Source organism: Stenotrophobium rhamnosiphilum, from assembly GCF_003052265.1.
Lineage (GTDB): Bacteria > Pseudomonadota > Gammaproteobacteria > Nevskiales > Nevskiaceae > Stenotrophobium > Stenotrophobium rhamnosiphilum.
Map to the genome: position 1 here is coordinate 38,601 of NZ_QANS01000002.1, position 18,624 is coordinate 57,224.

Sequence of the window (18,624 nt, forward strand, 5' to 3'; positions counted from 1 at the left end):
CCACGGCCGCGAGGCATTGCAAATGGCCTGCTGCGGCCATTATAAGGCCTATTAAGACTTCATTAATCCTTAATAATTGTGGGTCCGGAGCCATTCAGCGATCTCGTTCAGCGCTGTAATGCATTCCAGACTCAGGCCATTACTGGACAGAAAGCCATGCTCAGCGCCCGGATAGGTCGTCTGCTTCGCGGCGACGCCATTGTCTGCAAGCTTCTGGGCGTAGGCGATGCCTTCATCACGCAATACATCGCGCTCAGCCGTAATCACCAGTGCGGGTGGAAGGCCTTTGAGATCACTACAGGTCAGCGGCGTCGCCAGATCGTTCTGATATCGATGGCCTTTCGGCACGGTGTCTTTACCAAGATACGTCTCCCACAGCCACTTCACACCCTTAGCTGAGAGTCCTTTGTCATTTGCGAATTCGACAAAAGATGCCGTGTTTGCCGAATAGTGATCGGTAACCGGATAGATCAGGACCTGCCCTTTGATCAGGCCGGGGAACTGCGTTCTGGCCTTGATTGCAACCACTGCGGCAAGATTTCCGCCTGCACTATCGCCGCACACCACGAGACGTTTGATATCGGCGTTGAGCTCTGCGCCATGCGTGCGCACCCAATCCAAAGCTTCGAAACAATCATTCGGCGCACAAGGAAATAGAAACTCCGGCGCAAGCCGATAGTCCACCGACACCACAATGTGCTGACTTCTGGCGCAAAGCTCACGACACGTTGGATCATGAGTATGAAGATCGCAGCCAATCCAGCCGCCACCGTGATAGAAAACCATCACAGGGAAAGGGCCGCTGCCGTCCGGCGTATAGATGCGTAAGCCAATATCACCGTTCTTCACTGCGATGCGACGATCGCTTACGGTTATCGCATTCACAGAATGTCCGCGCCATTTCCAGCGTATTTGCCAGCGCACGGATTGGCGTATCAGATCCCGAAAAAACTGGAATTGCAGAAGATAAAACATCATTGACGTCCGTCCACCGGGATTTGCACCGCTTAATAGGGTAATCGTACGGCCGTCGTAAATCCCCTCCCTATTCGGCAGGTATGTGAAAGAGCGCCTAGCTGTAGATTCACGCTGACAACGTCACGACTTTTCGCCACGCAAAGAGAGCCCTATGAGCACTGACCCAAATCGAACCCCCGAATGGTATGAAGGCGGATCAGGCAGCACCTTGGTGCTCTTGCATGGCTTCAGCGCCACATGGCGTCAATGGAAACCCCTGCTGCCATTACTTGAACGGCATCATCGCGTGCTGATTCCCACCCTGCCCGGTCACACTGGTGGCATCTCTCTGAACAAGCCTGCGAGTCCGGTCAGTATCTCTGAAGCTTTCGCAGTACAACTTAAAGCGCGCGGCATTACTCAGGCGCACTTTGTTGGCAATTCACTCGGCGGTTGGATGGTGTTTGAAATGGCGCGCTATGGCTTGGCTCGCTCAGCGCTCGGTCTTTCGCCTGCTGGCGCTTGGCGCGACGAAGCCGAGAAGGTCGCGTTTATCAGCGGCGCACGCGCATCGTTCAAACTCTTGCCGTATGTGAAGCCCCTGCTGAAATTGGCGTTTAGCTCGACCGCTCTACGCAAACGCCTGCTGGCCGCAGGCATGGAACATGGTGAGCGCATCTCTGCCGCTGAAGCGCGCGATTCACTCGATCGTCTTCCAACGGTGAAGATCTCGAACGAATACATGAATGATCACTTGCGTCCGATGGAGCCCTTGCCAGCGGATTGCAAAGTGCCGCTGCGTGTTGTTTGGGCTGAAAAGGACACCGTGTTGCCGTTCGAACAATGGGGCCAACCTCTGCTCGATTTACTCGGACTAAAGACGCATGTCGTGCTTCCAGGCTGCGGACACAATCCGGTTTATGACGATCCAGAAGGTGTCGCTGCCGCGATTCTTGAATTCACTCGCATGGTGGAAAGCGGCGAGGCATAAAGCGTTATCGACGTAGCGACTGCGATCTAAGCAACGCTATTCACATTAAGCGGAAAGAAGCGGGGCGCACTCGCCGCCTGCACTTCACCGTTTGCCGAGACTGTGTAGTTGCCACGGGCGATGTTGTGAGGATGCTGCGTCGCTTCAGCAATGCTGAGCACCGGTGAATAACAAACATCACTGCCTTCGATCAGCGCGTCCCAATGTGCGCGTGGCTTCTTGGAGAAAATGTCGGTGATTCTCGCCTTCAAAGCAGGCCAAGTGCTTTTATCGTATTGCGCTGCGGGATCCACATCGCTGAGATTCAGCTTGTCGAGCAACAAGCGATAGAACTGCGGTTCCATCGCGGCGATGGTGATGCTCTCGCCATCAGCGCATTTATAAACATCGTAGAACGGTGAGTCATAAAACGGACTCAGTTCTTCACCATCAAGCTGACCACCGGCACGCGCGAATAGCGCAAGTCCGCTAAGCATGGCGAGCACATCAACGATCGCGGCATCGACCACTCGGCCCTTTCCGCTCGCACGCGCATCAAGCAAAGCGCAGACGATTCCGAAGGCAAGACCCAGTGCGCCACTGGCATCGCCGACGATTGTGGGTGGAATGATCGGACGTTCGCCAGGACGACCAGACAATGACAACAATCCAGACAGCGCAACGTAGTTCAAGTCATGCCCTGCTGCCATTGCCAGCGGGCCGGTTTGGCCCCAGCCGGTCATGCGGCCATAAACCAGTTTCGGATTTCGTACTGCGCAATCTGCCGGGCCAAGACCCAAGCGTTCCATCACACCCGGGCGATTGCCTTCGATCAGCGCATCAGCAGTCGCGACCAAATCCATCGCCTGCTGCACACCACCCGCTTGTTTCAGATCGATCGTCAAGATTTTTTTACCGCGACGTATTGGATCTTCGCCATCACCACCCAGCTGCGCATTCACCGCGCCTCTTTGCGGACGCGCGATAACCGTGACGTTAGCGCCCATGCCCGCGAGCATCAGGCCCGCAAGCGGACCCGGGCCGAGGCCTTCAAACTCAACAATGTTTACGCCGCTTAGTGGTGGTCTCACTTAACTGATCTCTTCCTTGAATCTGTTTAGGTCCAACATCGATTAGCCGACTTTGCGTTCCTGCTCTTTCCAGTAGTGCTCGCGCAATACGGTCTTGAGAACTTTTCCAGCGCCGGACAAAGGCAGCGCATCTTTAATTTCGATGCTGCGCGGGCATTTGTATGTCGCAATTAGATCACGACAATGATTGCGAATCTCTTCACATGTCGGCGGCTCTACGCCTGCAGCACAGACAATCACCGCGTGAACCGCTTCGCCCCACTGAGCATTGGGGATGCCAATCACCGCGCAGGATGCGACCGCGGGATGTTGCGCCACTGCATTTTCCACTTCAGCCGAATACACATTCTCGCCACCGCTGACGATCATGTCTTTTACGCGATCGACGACGAAGATAAATCCGTCGTCGTCCATATAAGCGCCGTCACCGGTCAGCAACCAGCCATCACGCAGCGCTGCGGCGGTTTGATCTGGCTTGCCCCAATAGCCTTGCATCACACCGGGACCGCGAGCAGAGATTTCACCAACCGTTCCGCGAGGCACTTCATTTCCTTCAGGATCAACAATACGCACTTCAACACTGAACGCAGGCTGCCCGGCCGAGCGTATTTTCTTGCCGTCACGAACGTGATGTTCTGAACCCAAAAAGCTGATCACCGGCGACATTTCGGTCAAGCCATAGGCCTGTGTAAATTTGGTTTCTGGCAGGCCATCCATTGCGCGGTACAACAGCGCCTCGCTGATCGGTGAAGCGCCGTAAATAATTTGAGTGAGCGACTTCATCGAAGGCGGATCAAACTTCGGATGGTCGACCAACATCTGAATCATCGTCGGCACCATCAGTGTCACGGTAACTTTTTCTTTTGGAATAACGTCAACGACAAGATTCGGATCGAAGCCCGGGATGGCGACATGAGTGCCGCCTCTCAACGTCAGCGCCAAAATGAAAGCGCCATCGGCCAGATGAAACATCGGCGCTGAATGCAGACCCACAGATTCAAACGGCGCAACCATTTCTGCGATCGTGACCGTGCTGCTCCACAGGCTGGAATGCGTCAGCATCACACCCTTTGGAAATCCGGTGGTGCCGCCGGTGTAGAAGATGCCAGCAAGGTCTTCATTCGAGCGCAGCGCATCGGCCATCGGCGCGCAGTCGAGAATGAGCTGCTCATAAATATGCATCCCGGCGGGCGCTTCACGGTCGCCAGCATAAATCAGAGTACGCAGAGAGTCGGAGCGCTTGGCAAGATCGTCCACCATCGGTGCAAACGTGTCGTCTACAACCAAAACACTGGTCTTGGAATCATCGAGCGAATAGGCAATCTCGCGCGGGCTCCAACGGGTGTTGCACGGATTGATCACCGCGCCCGTCCACCAGACGGCGTAATACAGCTCGATATAGCGATCAGAATTCTGTGCAAGAACGCCAACGCGGTCGCCCGGCATCACGCCAACCTGTCGCAGACCCGCAGCTAAACGCGCCACGCGATCAACAAATTCCGCATAAGTCCGGCGACGGCCGCCATAAATAGTGGCCGTGCGCGACGGATAGAGCGCTTTCGCGCGGTGTAATGCCTGTGTGAGATAGGTGCTTGCCATGTCGATCCCTAGGGTCTCTTTTAATTCTGATGTGATTGCGAGCGAGATTACATGCGGGTTCTCGCCAAGCGTCCCCCCCCGAGGAGAGGGGTCTGCGCGACAAGGTCCGGTCCTTACCCTGAATAGGCGGTATTCTCAGACTATATAAGGGCTCGTTATAAGGGCCAAAACAGCCCTAAGGAGATGCGCGTTTCATACGCGCAGAGCGAAAGGAACAGCTCTTCAGATGACCCCCGGTGAAATGCCACTGATCCGTACCAAGCTCGCGCCCCCGCGCGTCAGCAGTGCGCCTGTCAATCGCGATAGCTTGCTAGAACAACTCAATGGCGCACGCGACCGCAAACTTACGCTGTTGCTGGCACCGGGTGGCTGTGGAAAGACGACACTATTGACCCAATGGCGTCGGTCGCTGCTTCTACAAGGCGTGAATGTCGCTTGGTACAACGCGGGTGTGGACGACAACGAACTCTACTTTGGCTCTTACATCGTAGAAAGCCTTGAGCAAGCTGGTCTTGTCATCGACAAGGAAGCGCTGCACGTTTATCTGCGCTCCAACGGCAAAGCTTGGCTGCCGCTGGTTGCCTCGTTGATCAACGATATTCACGATCATGAGAAAACGGTCTACATGGTGATCGATGATCTGCATCACCTGTTTTCTTTTGGCGCGCTGAAGTTCATCGATTATTGGCTCTCACTGGCTCCGGCGAATTTTCATCTGGTGCTGAGCTCACGCAACAGACCTTCTCTAAAAATCACGCGACTTCAGGCTGATGACGAAGTTCTGGAACTAACTTTCCCAGAATTACGCTTTACTCAGACTGAAACACACAATTTTCTGCAGTCCCAGAAACTCCCCGGCCTGACATCCACGCAAGAAAAAGCCTTGCATAAGATGACAGACGGCTGGCCAGCAGGCCTGCAAATACTGGCGTTCACCTTACGCAAACAGAAAAACACTGCTCAATTCTTTGACCTCCAGTCGAATCGCTCGCTATCTAAAGTCGACGCTCTGGAAAAGTACATGGAAACCGCCATCGTCGAGCAGCTGACCGACGACGAGTTTAATTTTCTGGTTCGCATCTCAGCATGCAGGCGATTCAATCGCGCACTCGCAGAGAAATTGACCGGCAATCCGAGGGCCGCTGAATACTTGGCACGCTTCGAAAATGAAAATCTTTTCTTGGCTCAGATCGAAACATTAGACGCGGAGCCTTGGTATCGCTTCCATCGACTATTTTCGGAGTTTCTGAATAAGCGACTTAGTCGCCTCGACGAGGCCGAGCTTCGCAAGATTCACAACACCGCAAGCCATTGGTTCGCGGAAAACGGGCTTCATATCGAAGCGATTCGCCATGCCACTGACGCTGGCGATACAGATTACGTAGTGCAATTAATCGATAGCACCGCACGGCGCATGGTGAACAGCGCCAACTTCATTCAGCTACTGAAACGTTGTGATGCGGTTCCACGAGAGAGCCTACGCAGCCGTCTAAATGTTTGCCTGTGCGCAGCGTGGGCACAAATCCTTTGTAACCGCCAAGAAGACTTCGAAAACAGCATGGCGGATATTGCACAACATCCAGATCACCGTCTGCCCAAAGTAGAAATGGAAGTGCAGCTATTACGCGCATGCAACTATTTCATGGTGAAAGACGATACAGCGGCATGCTTGAGCATCGTCGAGCCGATGATTATCGAAAAGCCGTCGGTCAATGCATTTAATTCTCTGCTGCTCCGTAACATCGTCAGCATGAGTTTGGTTTATGCCAACAAATTTGAAGAAGCACGAGAGGTCGCCCGACTTCGTTATCAGATTGAAACTCAAGAACGGCCTGATTATCCGCGACCACTGATCGATATCGTTGTAGGACTCAGCCATCTCATTCAAGGCAATATCAGTCTCGCAACAGCCTCGCTACAAACCTATATCGTCGATGCGCTGGAACGAACCACGTACGGCGTAGATGCTGCTGGTTTGTTTTCTGGATATCTGCTCGAAGCACTTTATCAATCAGGAGACATCAATCAAGCACGTGAGTTTCTCGATCGCTACCTCGATTTGATTGATGCTGTCGGGACCACTGACGGCCAGCTGTTTGCTTATCGCGTTAAAGCACGCATCCAGTATTTGGATGGAAACGCGAAAGGCGCGCAAGAAACTTTGTTGCGTTTAGAAGAGATCGGCTACCAGAAGCGTTTAGACCGCATCGTGGCTTGGAGCCTTTACGACCAGATTCTATTGGCGATACGCGAAGCCAGAACCGCCTCGATTAATGACTTGCTGACCCAGCTTGATCGCTTGGGTGAAAAGTATCGCGATGCACGCAATTGTGCGTGGAGCGAGATTCGCATGGCTGCTGTAATCGCGCGCGCCATGACTGCTTTCTCATCGCAAGATTCAACGGCGGCTCTCGCTGCAATAGATGCGGCCGCTCGGATCACGCAAGAGAATAGACGCCTTTTGCAATCCACAAAACTGGGTTTCATGCGTGCGATCACGTTGCTAAAAAGTGGCGCGTCCAACGAAGCCATTGAATTAGGCCAGCAGGTACTCAGTACAGCAGCCGAAGCAGGAATGATGCGCGTACTACCAGATCTTGGCGTCATTGCACTGCCGCTAACAAAACAACTCATCAGTATCGCAACAGATTCCAAATCTCAGGCCCTGCTTCTCGCGGCAAAGAATGAGTTAGAACCGGCGATTGATGTCGCAATGCAGCCAGAGAACGCTCCGACTCATTCCCCGTCAGAGCGGCTCTCGCCGAGGGAGTTGGAAGTACTCGCCTTGGTCGCGAAAGCCTTGTCGAGCAAGAGCATTGCACGCGCCTTGAACATGTCGGTAGGCACCGTGAAATGGCACCTGAAGAATATTTTTGGAAAGCTTCACGCCGTGTCTCGCGAGGATGCCCTGGCTAGAGCGCGAAAGCTGGGCATGATTGCTTAGTCCCAGCTTCCTGTTGCCACATTAATTATTAAAACAGCGCGACGATCGCCTCGCCTGCAATCTTGGTTTCTGCAATATCCCAATCGCAGAGCTGACCTCACCGTGTGTCCCCTCTGTGACAGCGAACATCTCAAGACCAAGACACACTCATCGCAGCAGGTCGATTGTTAAGCAGACCAATAATGACGTCGACACGTTAAATAAGTGGCTGGACCAATAATATTCAATTTGATGTTGATTTCACGCGAGCCTTTCATGCAAACCTCTACGCAAAATCATATGAGTACAACCATTCAGCATAGCTCTTTCGTTGTTTCTGCGCCGGAGATATCGCCGCTTGCTCAGGCCCTTCCCCTTTCAACAGACGTCGCTTTGTTCACTGCGTCGTTAACACCACGTGAAACAGAAATCTTGGAGCTGCAAGGGAAAGGCTTCTCACTGAAAGGCGCTGCACGTGGACTAGGAATTTCTCCTGGCACAGTGAAATGGCACGTGAAGAATATCTACTGGAAGCTCGGTGCCAGCTCTCGCGAAGACGCCTTATCGAAGGCACGAGAGTGGCAATTAATTCAGTCTTGATACGACATCAAGAGCATTCAGCGATTAACGGCCAATAAACTTGGCGTCTCTGCGCTCCATGAATGATCGGACGCCTTCCATCGCATCTTCGCTATTCATGACGGGGATCAGGTCTTTAAATAGAAGCTTGGTCGCTTCTTCTTCGCCTTCCAGTGCAGCCAGTCGCGTGGACTTGAGTACGGCTTGCACGCCTAAGGGCGCGGCCTTGGCGATGCTCTCCGCAAGCTCCATGGCCTTGAGTAACTGGGCTCCTGCTGGCACGACTTCTTGCACCAAACCTAATCGATAAGATTCAGCGGCACTCCAAGGCTCGCCCGTCAAAAGATAGCGATGTGCATTGGACCAGCCCATCTGCTGAGGCAAACGCAGCGTTGCGCCGCCACAGGGGTAAATGCCGCGCTTCACTTCCAGCATTGCAAACTTGGTGTCATCAGCCGCAACACGAATATCGGTGGTGAGCATCAGCTCAACGCCCCAAGTAAAACAGTTTCCTTGCAAGGCGATGATGAGTGGCTTGCGGCAGCGACGACCTTGCAACGCGAAAGGATCAATCGAATCGTTGTCGAGCGGAAAGCCATTACCTTTAGCAAAAATAGGTGCCCACTTATCCAGCTCGATGCCGGATGTGAAGTGCTTGCCCTCGGCGTGAATCACACCGACGCGAAGATTTTGATCGCCATCCAACTGCGCTAGTGCCTTCCCGATATCGCTGTACATCTCCGGCGATAAGGCATTGTGCTTTTCTGGACGGTTTACGCGAATCTTTAAAATGTGCCCTTCAGTCGTTACTTCAATGTGGCTCATCGATTGCTCCGAATCTTTGGATTTTCTAAATAGCTTAAGCAGCGAGCACAAGCGGCTCGATTGCATCACGCCAGATTTTGTAGCCAGGGCCCATCAAGTGCAGCTTGTCGTTCGTCACTTCTTTTCTGATAGCACCCGTGCCGTCATCGAAAAGAGGAAATAGATCGATCAGTTCAATCCTGCGTTGTTTAGCAATCTCGGCATAGAGCGCATTGAGTGCCTTCACTCGTGCGGTGAATTTATTCGCGCGAGGCAAAACAGTCTGCAAATATATTTTGCAGTCAGGAAGTGCGCGGACCAACTCATCAACGAGCTGGGCAACATTCGCGGCAATTTCTTCGATCTTGATTTTGGTGGCCAGATCGTTAGTTCCAATCAGAATGAAAATTTTATGAGGCTTGATGCTGACGATTGGGCCCAATCGTTCCAACAGGTGACCCGAGCGCTCGCCACTGATACCGAAATTACGCGTGGCAATTGACGGAAACATCAGATCCCAACGGCCGATGTGGGTAATGCTGTCCCCTAGAAAGAGCACTCCCCCACTCCCCGGAACAGCCGCGGACTCCAGTCCGGTACGAAACTGCGCCCACATCGGCTGCATAACGAGACGCTCAAGCAAAACGGCTATCGGGTTTCTCATGACAATTCCTTGATTCTTATAAAGATATAAGTAAATGGACTACCGTTACTTTTTCTCAACGGTGAGGCGAATTAATGTCAATTGTTGCGGCGCAACATTTGGAGTCAAATAGCTTCCGTCACAACAGGAGTAATGCCATGGATCCGCTTTCAATCACCATTGAGATTTTCGTTGCAACCGTCACTGGCGCCATCTTTGGCGGTATGACTGTCCTCGTTATCCTGGATGGCATTACCGACCATAAGGCCCTGAAGTTTGATGTCGTCCGCCGCCCAGTGGTTAACGCCACCGTGCAAAAGATCCAGCCTCAGACTGCGGCTCAACAGGCCAGCAATATAGAAACGATTCCTAAAGCCGCTTAAAGGGCTTTAAAGTTTCGTCGAATTCTTAATCAACACCCGGCTAGGTTTATACACCTAGTCGGCGGGCATCCTTACACTGAGCTCACTTCGTGAGTCTCTTCCCATCATAGCGACAGAAGCACGTATCACCTTCTGCAAGCTCAATGGCTCGTGAAAATAATTTTCACGCATTACCACGACAATTTTCAGCATCTGCCAGCAAGCCGCTCAGGCGCTGCTGCCGTCCTGCTCTTATTACCTGCACTCTTTCCAAGACCGGCGCCACTTCGACAATAGGATACGATGTGGCTTCAACGGCATTGGCATCAGTGAAGCGAATGTACTTTGACTCGAAATTGCCTGCTGTCACAACAGAGACAGACACAAGCGCCTTCCGCGCTCATGCGCGCAACGCCGCCTGATTAATTTTGAGTAGTGTTTAATATACGCAATGAAGTCCGCCGCCACGCCAATAGTCCTATGACCTCACATCCGGAGAAGTCCGATTCTGGTACGCCATCACCGGTGATACTTGGCCTCATCCGTGGATGGAAGTGGTTTGCTTATGTGCCTGCTGAGGCACAGGAATGGCTCGCTGCGCGTGCGACCATCAAACAAATCCAGAAAGGTAAGGCCGTCTTTTATGCAGGTGATGCCGCAACGAATATTTATGGCGTTGTCAGTGGCGTTTTCAGAATATTTCTAGCCACATCAAAGGGCGATGAAATCACCCTTGAAGAAGTCGTTGCAGGCGGTTGGTTTCCTCATGTTGTTCCCGCTGAGCGACCTACATATCTCGTCAACTGCGTTTGCCAAGAAGACGCCACCGTTGCGGTTATATCGCTGTCAGTGATGGAAGAATTTTCTCAGCGTTGGCCAACCTACTATCGCGGTCTGTATACGGAGTTCACCAGCCGTGCAGCCGTCATTGGCGGCCGCATTGAGCTACTGAGCCTTCACAATCTCAATGTCCGCTTAGCCGTATATTTACTTCGCATGATTCGGCTGCGTGGAAAACAAGAAGCCGATGGCTCTGTGTGGTTGGCCGCCATTGATAGCCAATCGGAAGTGGGTTCGCGTGTGGGCGGCACTCGTCAAAGAGTGAACAGCATCATCAAGGCATGGGCTCGACGTGGCTTGATTGATCCACACAAAGATGGCTTTAGAATTTTGGATATCAACGGCCTGACCGCAGAAGCCAAAAAGACAGGCTTTGATCTCGAAGCCTATCTCGCCGGCTGGCATGGCGGTTGGCAAGGCAAAAAGTAATTTCAGTTAGTCCTCTAGTCGCATATGTGACAGCCATCTCCGCTCCGCAGTCCTACCATGGACTCGGCTCAATTCGAGCCCGCATAAGCAACTAACAAAAATGGCCATAGTCCAGACTACGAATGGAAATGTTCGCGGCGCCGCAGAAGGCGAGCTCTTCTCATTCAAAGGTATTCCATACGCCGAGCCCATTACAGGCCGAGCAAGATGGTTACCGCCGCAGCCACGTCGTCCGTGGCCGGGTGTTCTGGATGCACAAAGTTATGGTCCGCCCTGCCCGCAATTCACTGGGACCGTGAACCGAACCGTACTTTTTCCAAAAGCGCGACGTCAGTATCTCAGCGCACTCAACGGCCCGAGTACAAAGCCTGAAAGTGACGACAGCCTACTGTTGAATGTGTGGTCACCAACGCTCGATCGCGATGCGAAACTTCCGGTGATGGTGTTCATCCATGGTGGCGGCTTTGCATCGGGCGCGGCCAATGAGCTTTATGACGCTTCACCATTTGCGAAGAAAGGTGTCGTCGCTGTCGTCATTCAGTATCGACTCGGACCACAAGGATTCCTGCATGGACAGGGATTGTTCGAAGGCGATTTCTGCGGAAACAACCGCGGATTCCTCGATCAGATCTGCGCGCTGAAGTGGGTGCAGGAAAATATTGCCCAGTTTGGTGGCGATCCCTCACTCGTCACCATTTTTGGCGAATCGGCTGGCGCGTTCAGCGTCTTCCCGCTCATGGCCAGCCCATTGGCAAAAGGTCTTTTCCGTCGTGCGATACCGATGGGTGGCATGGCGCAAACCTGCGCGCCTGCAGAAAACTATCAGGCTATGACCAAGAACGTTCTGCAAGAGATGGGCGTTGCGCCCGGCGATGAAGCAGCGTTGCTGGCACTCGACAAAGCGCAGCAGATGAAACTGCATACGCTCGTGTCAAAGCATGTCTTCGGAAAAGGCGATCCTGATCGTTATGGCCTGCTCAGCCGAACGAAAGTCGGTTTTGTTGGCGCTGCAACGGGAACCGATTTTCTCCCTGTTGCACCGCTCGCAAGCTACAGCAACGGCACACCGAATGATGTCGACCTGATGCTCGGCACCTGCGCGGATGATGGCCAGTTGTTCTCGCTGGTTCTGCCATTGCCACAAGCATGGTCAGCCAGACTGTTCATGAATCAGTTGCGCGGCCTCATCCCTAACAACGACATTTCTGCCGTGATCAAGCACTACCGTTCGCAAATGCCAGGACGCAGTAATGGCGATGTGATGAAGCAAATTAATACCGACGCGTTCTATCGCATGCCAACCATTGCAGCCGCAGAAGCGCATGCAGCAGGCCACCCCGGCCGCACTTACCTGTACGAGTTGGATTATCAGTCAGCCATTGATGGACTCGGCGCCATCCATGGCATCGATGTGATTCTTCTGTTTGGCGATAGCCATGCAAAGACCTTGTTGCATCAAGATGCAGAAACAGAAGCCCTGCGCGACCAAATGCGCAACGCTTGGGTCAGCTTTGCAAAGACCGGAAAACCAAAAGCCGAGGGCATGCCAGAATGGAAACCGTTCGATAAAGCAGAACGCGCAGTTATGGTGTTCGATAGAAAAACAAAATTAATGACGAACAGAGACGAGAACCTGCGTAAATACTGGACGTAGTAAAACAAACGATAAGCTTGGGGGCACAGCATGGCTGTACTAGAAGACATTACGTCGCGTCTGGATTCTGAGCTTGTGCCCTTGTTCAGCGCCACGCCCCGACCCACGGGCGCGCCAGATATTGCAGCCGGACGCAAGCGACTCAGAGACATCTGTGCACTGCTTTTGATGAGAATTCCCAAGGGAGATGATGTCCTGATTGAGGACATCACCATTCCGGGCGCTGCTGATGCGCCTGCAATTCCACTCAGAATATTCAAGCCCGCCGAACGCAAATCAGACAAGGTCTTACTGTGGATGCATGGCGGCGGCTTCTTTGCTGGCCATCATGAAGATGAAGGTATCGTTGCGATTCAATGGGTCAGATTAACCGGTTGCACCATCGTATCTGTCGGATATCGCATGGCACCGGAACATCAGCACCCAGCTGCAGTGAATGATTGCTACGCAGCGCTGCAATGGGTTGCATCAGGCGATGCCCTGCTCGGCTTTGTGCCATCGAAGATCGCAATTGGCGGCATTAGTGCTGGTGGCTGTCTCGCTGCTGCTACTGCGCTTAAAGCACGAGATGAAGGCGGCCCACAACCCTGCTTTCAATTGCTGCTGATTCCTGCACTTGATGATCGCAATGAAACGTCATCATTCCTCGAATTCATGGACACACGCACATGGAATCGCAATGCAGGATTGGCTGCATGGAAAATGTACTTGGGCCCCACTGTGGTTGAAGCGACATTGCCGTATGCAGCGCCAGCCCGTGCATCGAGCCTCAGCGACTTGCCACCCTGTTATATGGAAGTTGCCGAGATTGACCCGCTGCGAGATGAAGCCATCAGTTATGCAACGCGCTTAATGCAGGCAGGAGTAAAGACCGAACTGCATGTGTATCCCGGGGCTTATCATGGGTCCACGTTCTTTCAGCCCCAAGCAAGGGTCAGTCAGCGTGCGCTTTCCGACGCGACCAAAGCCTTGCAAGCGGCGCTTTCTTGAGGAGTCTGATTTGCATGAACTTCATTCAACGATCGCTTTTAGTATTTCTCGTCATTAGCTTTTCAGCTGCAGTTCAAGCCGAAACGCCATCTTGGACGCCAAAGGCCGGCTCACAGCTTTCTTTTAGCCTGCGCTCAAAGGGCAATACCGTCGGCACGCTCGTGTTTGATTTCACGCAGTCGGGCGACCGCATCGTAGAGCGCAGAGTCGAGCATCTGGAATTGTCACGCTTGCTGGTCAACGCCGTTCTGGATCAAACATCCGAAAGTGTCTGGCGCGGCAAGACGCTGGAATCCTATGCATCCAGCACAATCTTGAAATCGTCTCTGAAGAATTCGACGGCCGCACTCAAGGTCACCAAGCAAGCGAACGGAAAACTGCTTGCCGTAGATCAAGAATCAACGACAGAACTTCCTGCAGAGGCATGGCCGTTAACGCTGTGGAGTCGAGATTTCATTTCACATCCACAGTTGTTTGATTTAACCCGTGGACACGCCATCACACTGAGTAGTGTTTCCAAAGGCCCGGAAGCCCTGACCGTCGATGGCGCGGCTCAAACCTGCGAGCGCGTTGAGGTCAAGGTATTTCAGGACGGTAAGGATGCTAAAGCGGTTGTTTGGTTCGACACCGCTGGAAGGCTTTGCGCAATGCAGCTTCCATCCGCATTGGGCACCGTCGATTACGTTCGCACATCGTCAAAGTAAAAGCTGTTCATTCTAACAATTCATATAAAAGTACAGGCGAGACTAGGTGTATAAATTTCTCAAGATTCTAGGTGTGATTTTAGTAGCGCTGATTTTGCTGATCGTGTGGGCCATGCAACCTCCTGCAAAGGTCGCTGTTACCCCTACAGCCAGCATGCCAGCAGATTTTATATGGGGCGTATCCTCTTCCGGATTCCAGAGTGAAGGCGGCAAGATCGCTTCTAACTGGGACGTGCACAAAGTTCCTGAGCACGCGTATGGCACATCTGTCGACTTTCGTCATCGCTATCGTGAAGACGTTGGACTCGCCAAACAGCTGGGCGCGAATACTTACCGTATCGGCATTAACTGGGCGCGAGTTGAGCCAGAGAAGGGAAAGTTTGATGCCAAGGAAATGGCTTATTACGACGATTTGATTCTGGCTTTGAAGGAAGCAGGCATTGCCCCTCTAATTACACTTGATCACTTCATTTATCCGAAGTGGGTATCCGATCAAGGTGCATGGAACAATCCAGAAACCACCACCGAGTTTGTCGCCTACTCCCGCATGATTGCTGAGCGTTACAGCAAAGACGTCAATCTGTGGATCACCTTTAACGAAGCTGCGTTTTACTTAGCCAGCGAGAAAAGCTCGCGCAATCTGACCATCAAACAAACGCTGAACGCACGAGACAATATCGTCAGTGCTCACCGTCAGGTTTATGACGTCATTCATCAGATCAACAGCAAGGCGATCGTGACTTCGAACATCGTCTGGATGGGCGATCACTTCGGCAGCACCTTCTTGCGGTGGTTCACCAACTGGCTGTTCCTCGACCATATCGAAGATAAATGCGATGTCATCGCTATCGACTATTACGCAGCTGATTTGGGCAAGTTGCTTAAATTCGGCAAGCACTGGATGTGGCCTAGCGAACCTCCTGGCATCTATCGCGCTTTGAAGATATTGAAGAAGCAGTATCCAGATAAACCATTGCTGATTGCTGAAATCGGCATGTCGACAGAGAACGGAAAACCACGCGCGGATGGCCTTACACGCGAAGATGTTCTGCGTGACACCGTCTACTGGACGCAGCGTGCGAAAGCAGATGGCGTCAACATCATTGGCTACATGGTTTGGTCGCTCACCGACAATTACGAGTGGGGCAGTTACACTCCTCGCTTCGGCCTCTATACCGTGAATGTGTTGACCGACCCTACTCTCGCTCGCATTCCTACCGCTGCTGTTCCGGCATATCAGGAAATCATCCGCAACCATGGTGTCGCCACTGGCTATCTGCCGGTGTTGCCACAATGAACCTTGGCGGCGCAGGAGCTGGCGAGAATCTAGAACCTGTAAGCGCAGAAGATCAGCGCAAGCAGCAACGCATTCTGCCTCTCGTGTTTTTGATGTTTTTAACCTGGGGCTTCTGCACAGTTCTGGTTGACACACTGATCCCCAAGCTCAAAGCAGTTTTTTCCTTGAGCTATGTTGAGGTGATGTTGACGCAGTTCTGCTTCTTTCTTGCCTACTTCGTTGTCTCGCTGCCAGCAGGCTGGTTGCTAGGTCGCTTGGGCTATCTGCGTAGCATCATGGTCGGCTTGCTGATCATGGCGGTTGGTTGCATGTTGTTTACGCCAGCTGCAGCCATGGGAATTTATCCTGCATTCTTGGCTGCGTTATTCATCCTTGCTTCAGGCATTACGATCATTCAGGTTGCCGCAAATCCTCTTGCTGCAATTCTGGGTGATCCTGCACGTTCACACTCACGGCTGACGCTAGCGCAGGGTTTCAACTCTGTCGGCACGATGCTGGCACCGCTTTTTGGTTCCGCACTCATTCTCGCCAGCGGCCTCGTCATTCCTGACTTGAGCAAGATGGATGCCGAAACCTTAAGCGCATTCCGGATACATGAAGCATCCGTGTTCCAACTGCCCTTCACGCTCATCACCGGCGTTCTGGTTGCGCTGGCATTGTTGTGTTGGTTTCTGCGTCGTGCGCCGGTGCCTGTTGCGGCGCCTGCGGTAGGCGGCTCGTACGGACGCGTGCTCAAACACCCGCGCCTGTCACTCGGCGCGATATCGATTTTTCTCTACGTGGGTGCCGAAGTTGCAATTGGCAGCGCGATGATCAATTTCATGATGTTGGAATCCAACATCGACGCGCACAAAGCTGGAAACATGGTGGCCATTTACTGGGGCTTGGCAATGGTCGGCCGTTTCATTGGCGCTCAATTATTGCGCCATATGCACGCAGCCAGCCTTTTATGCGCCTGCGCGGCAGCAGCGGCGTTGATGGCCAGTGGTTCTACCTTGCTCGGCGGCACGCAAGCCATTGCCATGATCTTGGGCATCGGCTTATTCAACTCTGTGATGTTCCCCAACATCTTCTCGCTCGCCATCGAAAATCTAGGCAAAGACGCTGCCAGCGGCTCGGGTGTTCTATGCCTTGCTATCGTCGGTGGCGCAGTTGTGCCGATGATCTTTGGTTACGTCGCGGATCAAGCTGGATTGATCTATGCCTATTACGTACCTGCCGCATGCTATGCATGGATCGCAGCGTATGGCTTTATGGTTCGCAAAGGACTTTAGAGGGAAATCCGTAGGAGCGCCTAAACGGCGCTCCTACAAAGGTTTCACTAGTTCGCTTCCCGCTCTTTCAAATCACGCAGAATCTTCTCGTGCGACGCGCGAGTAATCGGATAAAAGCTCAGCGCCACGATGGCGATGAAGCACATGCTGCCGACGCCAATCACATAGATCCAACCCAACTGTTGAATGATATGCGGATCAACGGAGGCGACCGTTGCCTTCTCCGGGAACTTGATGAAAGACAGGATCGCGCTTGAGAGAAAGATGCCCATGCCTGAAACCATTTTGGTGATCATCACCATGGTTGAAAACATCAGGCCTTCCATATGCTTTCCGGTTTTCAGCAGGAAGTGATCTGCAACGTCTGCGCCCATGGAGCCCGCAAGGATCAATGCTGCCAGAACGCACATCACCAACAAGATTTCCTGCACAACCAACAGGCTCACGAGTTCTGAGTTATCTGTCGGCATCATGCCCAAAAGCCCCAGAGTCACAGGCAAGGTGATTGCGATCAAAGCAATGCCATAGAGCGCGACGACTGTTTCTTTCTTGCCGAATCTCTTCGACAGATGAACAACCAGCAGCGCTAAGAACAGACCCCAAACCGCAGCACTGACAATCACGGCGATATTGGCAGCAGACAATTGCCAAAAATACGTGCGGATGTAGACGCCCAAGGTATTCGCCAGACCAGCGCCGACAGAGAAGAAAAAGGTGCACAGCAGCACGCTGGAGAAAGTGCGATCCAACAGGATCGTCTTCATACCGGCCCACAAGCCTGCAAAGGTCGCGCGCTCAGTGCCTTGATGGGCCTTCAGCGTCGGGATTCGATGATGCGTGCCCCACGATGAGATCAACACAGAAAGCAACATCACGACCGCCGCAATCGCACCGTAGATGGGATATCCAGTGGCATTGAGCTGACCCACAGGTTGATCAGCCGTGGGCACCAGAATGTAGTGCAGCGCAAACACGGGCATTGCGATCATGCCCACCGCAAGAAAGACCGAGCGATACGTAGAAATACTGGTGCGCTCGTCATAGTTGCTGGTGAACTCAGCCATCAGCGCACTGGATGGAATCTCGTAGAACGAAATCGCGATGCGCACCGTGATCGACATCAGCAAGAGATAAACAAACTGAATCTCATGGCTGGCGCTTGGCGGTGACCACAAAAGGAAATATGCGATAGCGAGCGGTATCGCAGAGGCATACATGAACGGATGTCTGCGGCCCCAGCGCGAGCGCAGATGATCTGAGTAGTTACCTATCAAGGGATCGGCGACCGCATCGACCATCATTGCGATCATGATGGCAGCGCCGACCCAAGCGGCAGGCATGCCGACAACCTGGTTGTAATACAGCAGCAAGAAGGTATTGAAGCCCTGCTCCTTGATGCCGAAAGCAACCGAACCTAAACCGTAGGATAGCTTGGTCCTCGCGGGTAATTTTTCTGTTGAGATCGTCATGGTCTCGCTTATCTCCAATATCGCCTGAGGCTGCCATGA

The 18,624-nt window shown here is 52.8% G+C and carries 16 protein-coding genes; 10 read left to right on the forward strand and 6 right to left on the reverse strand.

The features are described 5' to 3' along the window. Window positions 1–69 precede the first annotated feature (69 nt). Entirely contained in the window at window positions 70–885 is an 816-nt protein-coding gene (locus CJD38_RS04060; RefSeq protein ID WP_161554154.1) for an alpha/beta hydrolase, read from the reverse strand. Between the two features lie 244 nt (window positions 886–1,129). Between CJD38_RS04060 and CJD38_RS04065 the strand changes: the two genes are divergently transcribed. Continuing rightward, window positions 1,130–1,948, forward strand: a complete 819-nt coding sequence (locus CJD38_RS04065) for an alpha/beta fold hydrolase (RefSeq protein ID WP_107939057.1) — start codon at window positions 1,130–1,132, stop codon at window positions 1,946–1,948. Between the two features lie 26 nt (window positions 1,949–1,974). Here the strand turns inward: CJD38_RS04065 and CJD38_RS04070 are convergent, their stop codons facing one another. Together CJD38_RS04070 and CJD38_RS04075 are read right to left on the reverse strand one after the other, a co-directional pair. Beyond that, window positions 1,975–3,018, reverse strand: coding sequence for a CaiB/BaiF CoA transferase family protein (locus CJD38_RS04070; protein ID WP_107939058.1), 1,044 nt, complete (start codon window positions 3,016–3,018; stop codon window positions 1,975–1,977). Between the two features lie 42 nt (window positions 3,019–3,060). Next, complete coding sequence (locus tag CJD38_RS04075) at window positions 3,061–4,617, reverse strand: acyl-CoA synthetase (protein ID WP_107939059.1); 1,557 nt, start codon at window positions 4,615–4,617, stop codon at window positions 3,061–3,063. 226 nt (window positions 4,618–4,843) lie between these two features. Here CJD38_RS04075 and CJD38_RS04080 point away from each other — a divergent pair, with 226 nt between their 5' ends. Together CJD38_RS04080 and CJD38_RS04085 are read left to right on the forward strand one after the other, a co-directional pair. Then, window positions 4,844–7,561, forward strand: a complete 2,718-nt coding sequence (locus CJD38_RS04080; protein WP_107939060.1) for a winged helix-turn-helix domain-containing protein — start codon at window positions 4,844–4,846, stop codon at window positions 7,559–7,561. A 255-nt stretch (window positions 7,562–7,816) separates the two neighbouring features. Then, window positions 7,817–8,140: a response regulator transcription factor gene (locus CJD38_RS04085; protein WP_161554155.1), complete on the forward strand. Its 324-nt coding sequence runs from the start codon at window positions 7,817–7,819 to the stop codon at window positions 8,138–8,140. Between the two features lie 24 nt (window positions 8,141–8,164). Here CJD38_RS04085 and CJD38_RS04090 read toward each other — a convergent pair whose 3' ends face one another. Beyond that, a complete protein-coding gene (locus tag CJD38_RS04090) occupies window positions 8,165–8,944 on the reverse strand; it encodes a crotonase/enoyl-CoA hydratase family protein (protein WP_107939062.1) in 780 nt (259 codons plus the stop codon). 34 nt (window positions 8,945–8,978) lie between these two features. Next, window positions 8,979–9,587: a GDSL-type esterase/lipase family protein gene (locus CJD38_RS04095; protein ID WP_107939063.1), complete on the reverse strand. Its 609-nt coding sequence runs from the start codon at window positions 9,585–9,587 to the stop codon at window positions 8,979–8,981. A 137-nt stretch (window positions 9,588–9,724) separates the two neighbouring features. Here CJD38_RS04095 and CJD38_RS04100 point away from each other — a divergent pair, with 137 nt between their 5' ends. The 7 genes from CJD38_RS04100 to CJD38_RS04135 all read left to right on the forward strand — a co-directional run bounded on the left by CJD38_RS04100 (window position 9,725) and on the right by CJD38_RS04135 (window position 17,116). After that, window positions 9,725–9,949 carry a hypothetical protein gene (locus CJD38_RS04100; protein ID WP_146165919.1) on the forward strand — a complete coding sequence of 75 codons (225 nt, stop codon included), beginning with the start codon at window positions 9,725–9,727 and terminating at the stop codon, window positions 9,947–9,949. A 459-nt stretch (window positions 9,950–10,408) separates the two neighbouring features. After that, on the forward strand, window positions 10,409–11,197 hold the full coding sequence (locus CJD38_RS04110) for a Crp/Fnr family transcriptional regulator (protein WP_107939066.1): 789 nt from the start codon (window positions 10,409–10,411) through the stop codon (window positions 11,195–11,197). A 100-nt stretch (window positions 11,198–11,297) separates the two neighbouring features. Continuing rightward, window positions 11,298–12,851 (forward strand): carboxylesterase/lipase family protein, encoded by a 1,554-nt coding sequence (locus CJD38_RS04115; RefSeq protein ID WP_107939067.1) that lies wholly within the window; start codon window positions 11,298–11,300, stop codon window positions 12,849–12,851. Window positions 12,852–12,881: 30 nt separating this feature from the next. Beyond that, window positions 12,882–13,841, forward strand: coding sequence for an alpha/beta hydrolase (locus tag CJD38_RS04120; RefSeq protein WP_107939068.1), 960 nt, complete (start codon window positions 12,882–12,884; stop codon window positions 13,839–13,841). Between the two features lie 14 nt (window positions 13,842–13,855). Next, on the forward strand, window positions 13,856–14,545 hold the full coding sequence (locus CJD38_RS04125) for a DUF6134 family protein (RefSeq protein ID WP_107939069.1): 690 nt from the start codon (window positions 13,856–13,858) through the stop codon (window positions 14,543–14,545). Window positions 14,546–14,657: 112 nt separating this feature from the next. Beyond that, window positions 14,658–15,842, forward strand: a complete 1,185-nt coding sequence (locus CJD38_RS04130; protein WP_146165920.1) for a glycoside hydrolase family 1 protein — start codon at window positions 14,658–14,660, stop codon at window positions 15,840–15,842. Then, on the forward strand, window positions 15,839–17,116 hold the full coding sequence (locus CJD38_RS04135; protein ID WP_107939071.1) for a sugar MFS transporter: 1,278 nt from the start codon (window positions 15,839–15,841) through the stop codon (window positions 17,114–17,116). Before CJD38_RS04130 ends, CJD38_RS04135 begins: the two co-directional genes overlap by 4 nt. Window positions 17,117–17,163: 47 nt before the next feature. Here the strand turns inward: CJD38_RS04135 and CJD38_RS04140 are convergent, their stop codons facing one another. Continuing rightward, window positions 17,164–18,585 carry an MFS transporter gene (locus CJD38_RS04140; protein ID WP_107939072.1) on the reverse strand — a complete coding sequence of 474 codons (1,422 nt, stop codon included), beginning with the start codon at window positions 18,583–18,585 and terminating at the stop codon, window positions 17,164–17,166. Between the last annotated feature and the right edge of the window lie 39 nt (window positions 18,586–18,624).

Coding starts and splice junctions, on each gene's coding strand:
- CJD38_RS04065 (WP_107939057.1), top strand. CDS start 1,130: ATGAGCACTGACCCAAATCGAACCCCCGAATGGTATGAAGGCGGATCA.
- CJD38_RS04075 (WP_107939059.1), bottom strand. CDS start 4,617: ATGGCAAGCACCTATCTCACACAGGCATTACACCGCGCGAAAGCGCTC.
- CJD38_RS04080 (WP_107939060.1), top strand. CDS start 4,844: ATGACCCCCGGTGAAATGCCACTGATCCGTACCAAGCTCGCGCCCCCG.
- CJD38_RS04085 (WP_161554155.1), top strand. CDS start 7,817: ATGCAAACCTCTACGCAAAATCATATGAGTACAACCATTCAGCATAGC.
- CJD38_RS04090 (WP_107939062.1), bottom strand. CDS start 8,944: ATGAGCCACATTGAAGTAACGACTGAAGGGCACATTTTAAAGATTCGC.
- CJD38_RS04095 (WP_107939063.1), bottom strand. CDS start 9,587: ATGAGAAACCCGATAGCCGTTTTGCTTGAGCGTCTCGTTATGCAGCCG.
- CJD38_RS04100 (WP_146165919.1), top strand. CDS start 9,725: ATGGATCCGCTTTCAATCACCATTGAGATTTTCGTTGCAACCGTCACT.
- CJD38_RS04110 (WP_107939066.1), top strand. CDS start 10,409: ATGACCTCACATCCGGAGAAGTCCGATTCTGGTACGCCATCACCGGTG.
- CJD38_RS04115 (WP_107939067.1), top strand. CDS start 11,298: ATGGCCATAGTCCAGACTACGAATGGAAATGTTCGCGGCGCCGCAGAA.
- CJD38_RS04120 (WP_107939068.1), top strand. CDS start 12,882: ATGGCTGTACTAGAAGACATTACGTCGCGTCTGGATTCTGAGCTTGTG.
- CJD38_RS04125 (WP_107939069.1), top strand. CDS start 13,856: ATGAACTTCATTCAACGATCGCTTTTAGTATTTCTCGTCATTAGCTTT.
- CJD38_RS04130 (WP_146165920.1), top strand. CDS start 14,658: ATGCAACCTCCTGCAAAGGTCGCTGTTACCCCTACAGCCAGCATGCCA.
- CJD38_RS04135 (WP_107939071.1), top strand. CDS start 15,839: ATGAACCTTGGCGGCGCAGGAGCTGGCGAGAATCTAGAACCTGTAAGC.
- CJD38_RS04140 (WP_107939072.1), bottom strand. CDS start 18,585: ATGACGATCTCAACAGAAAAATTACCCGCGAGGACCAAGCTATCCTAC.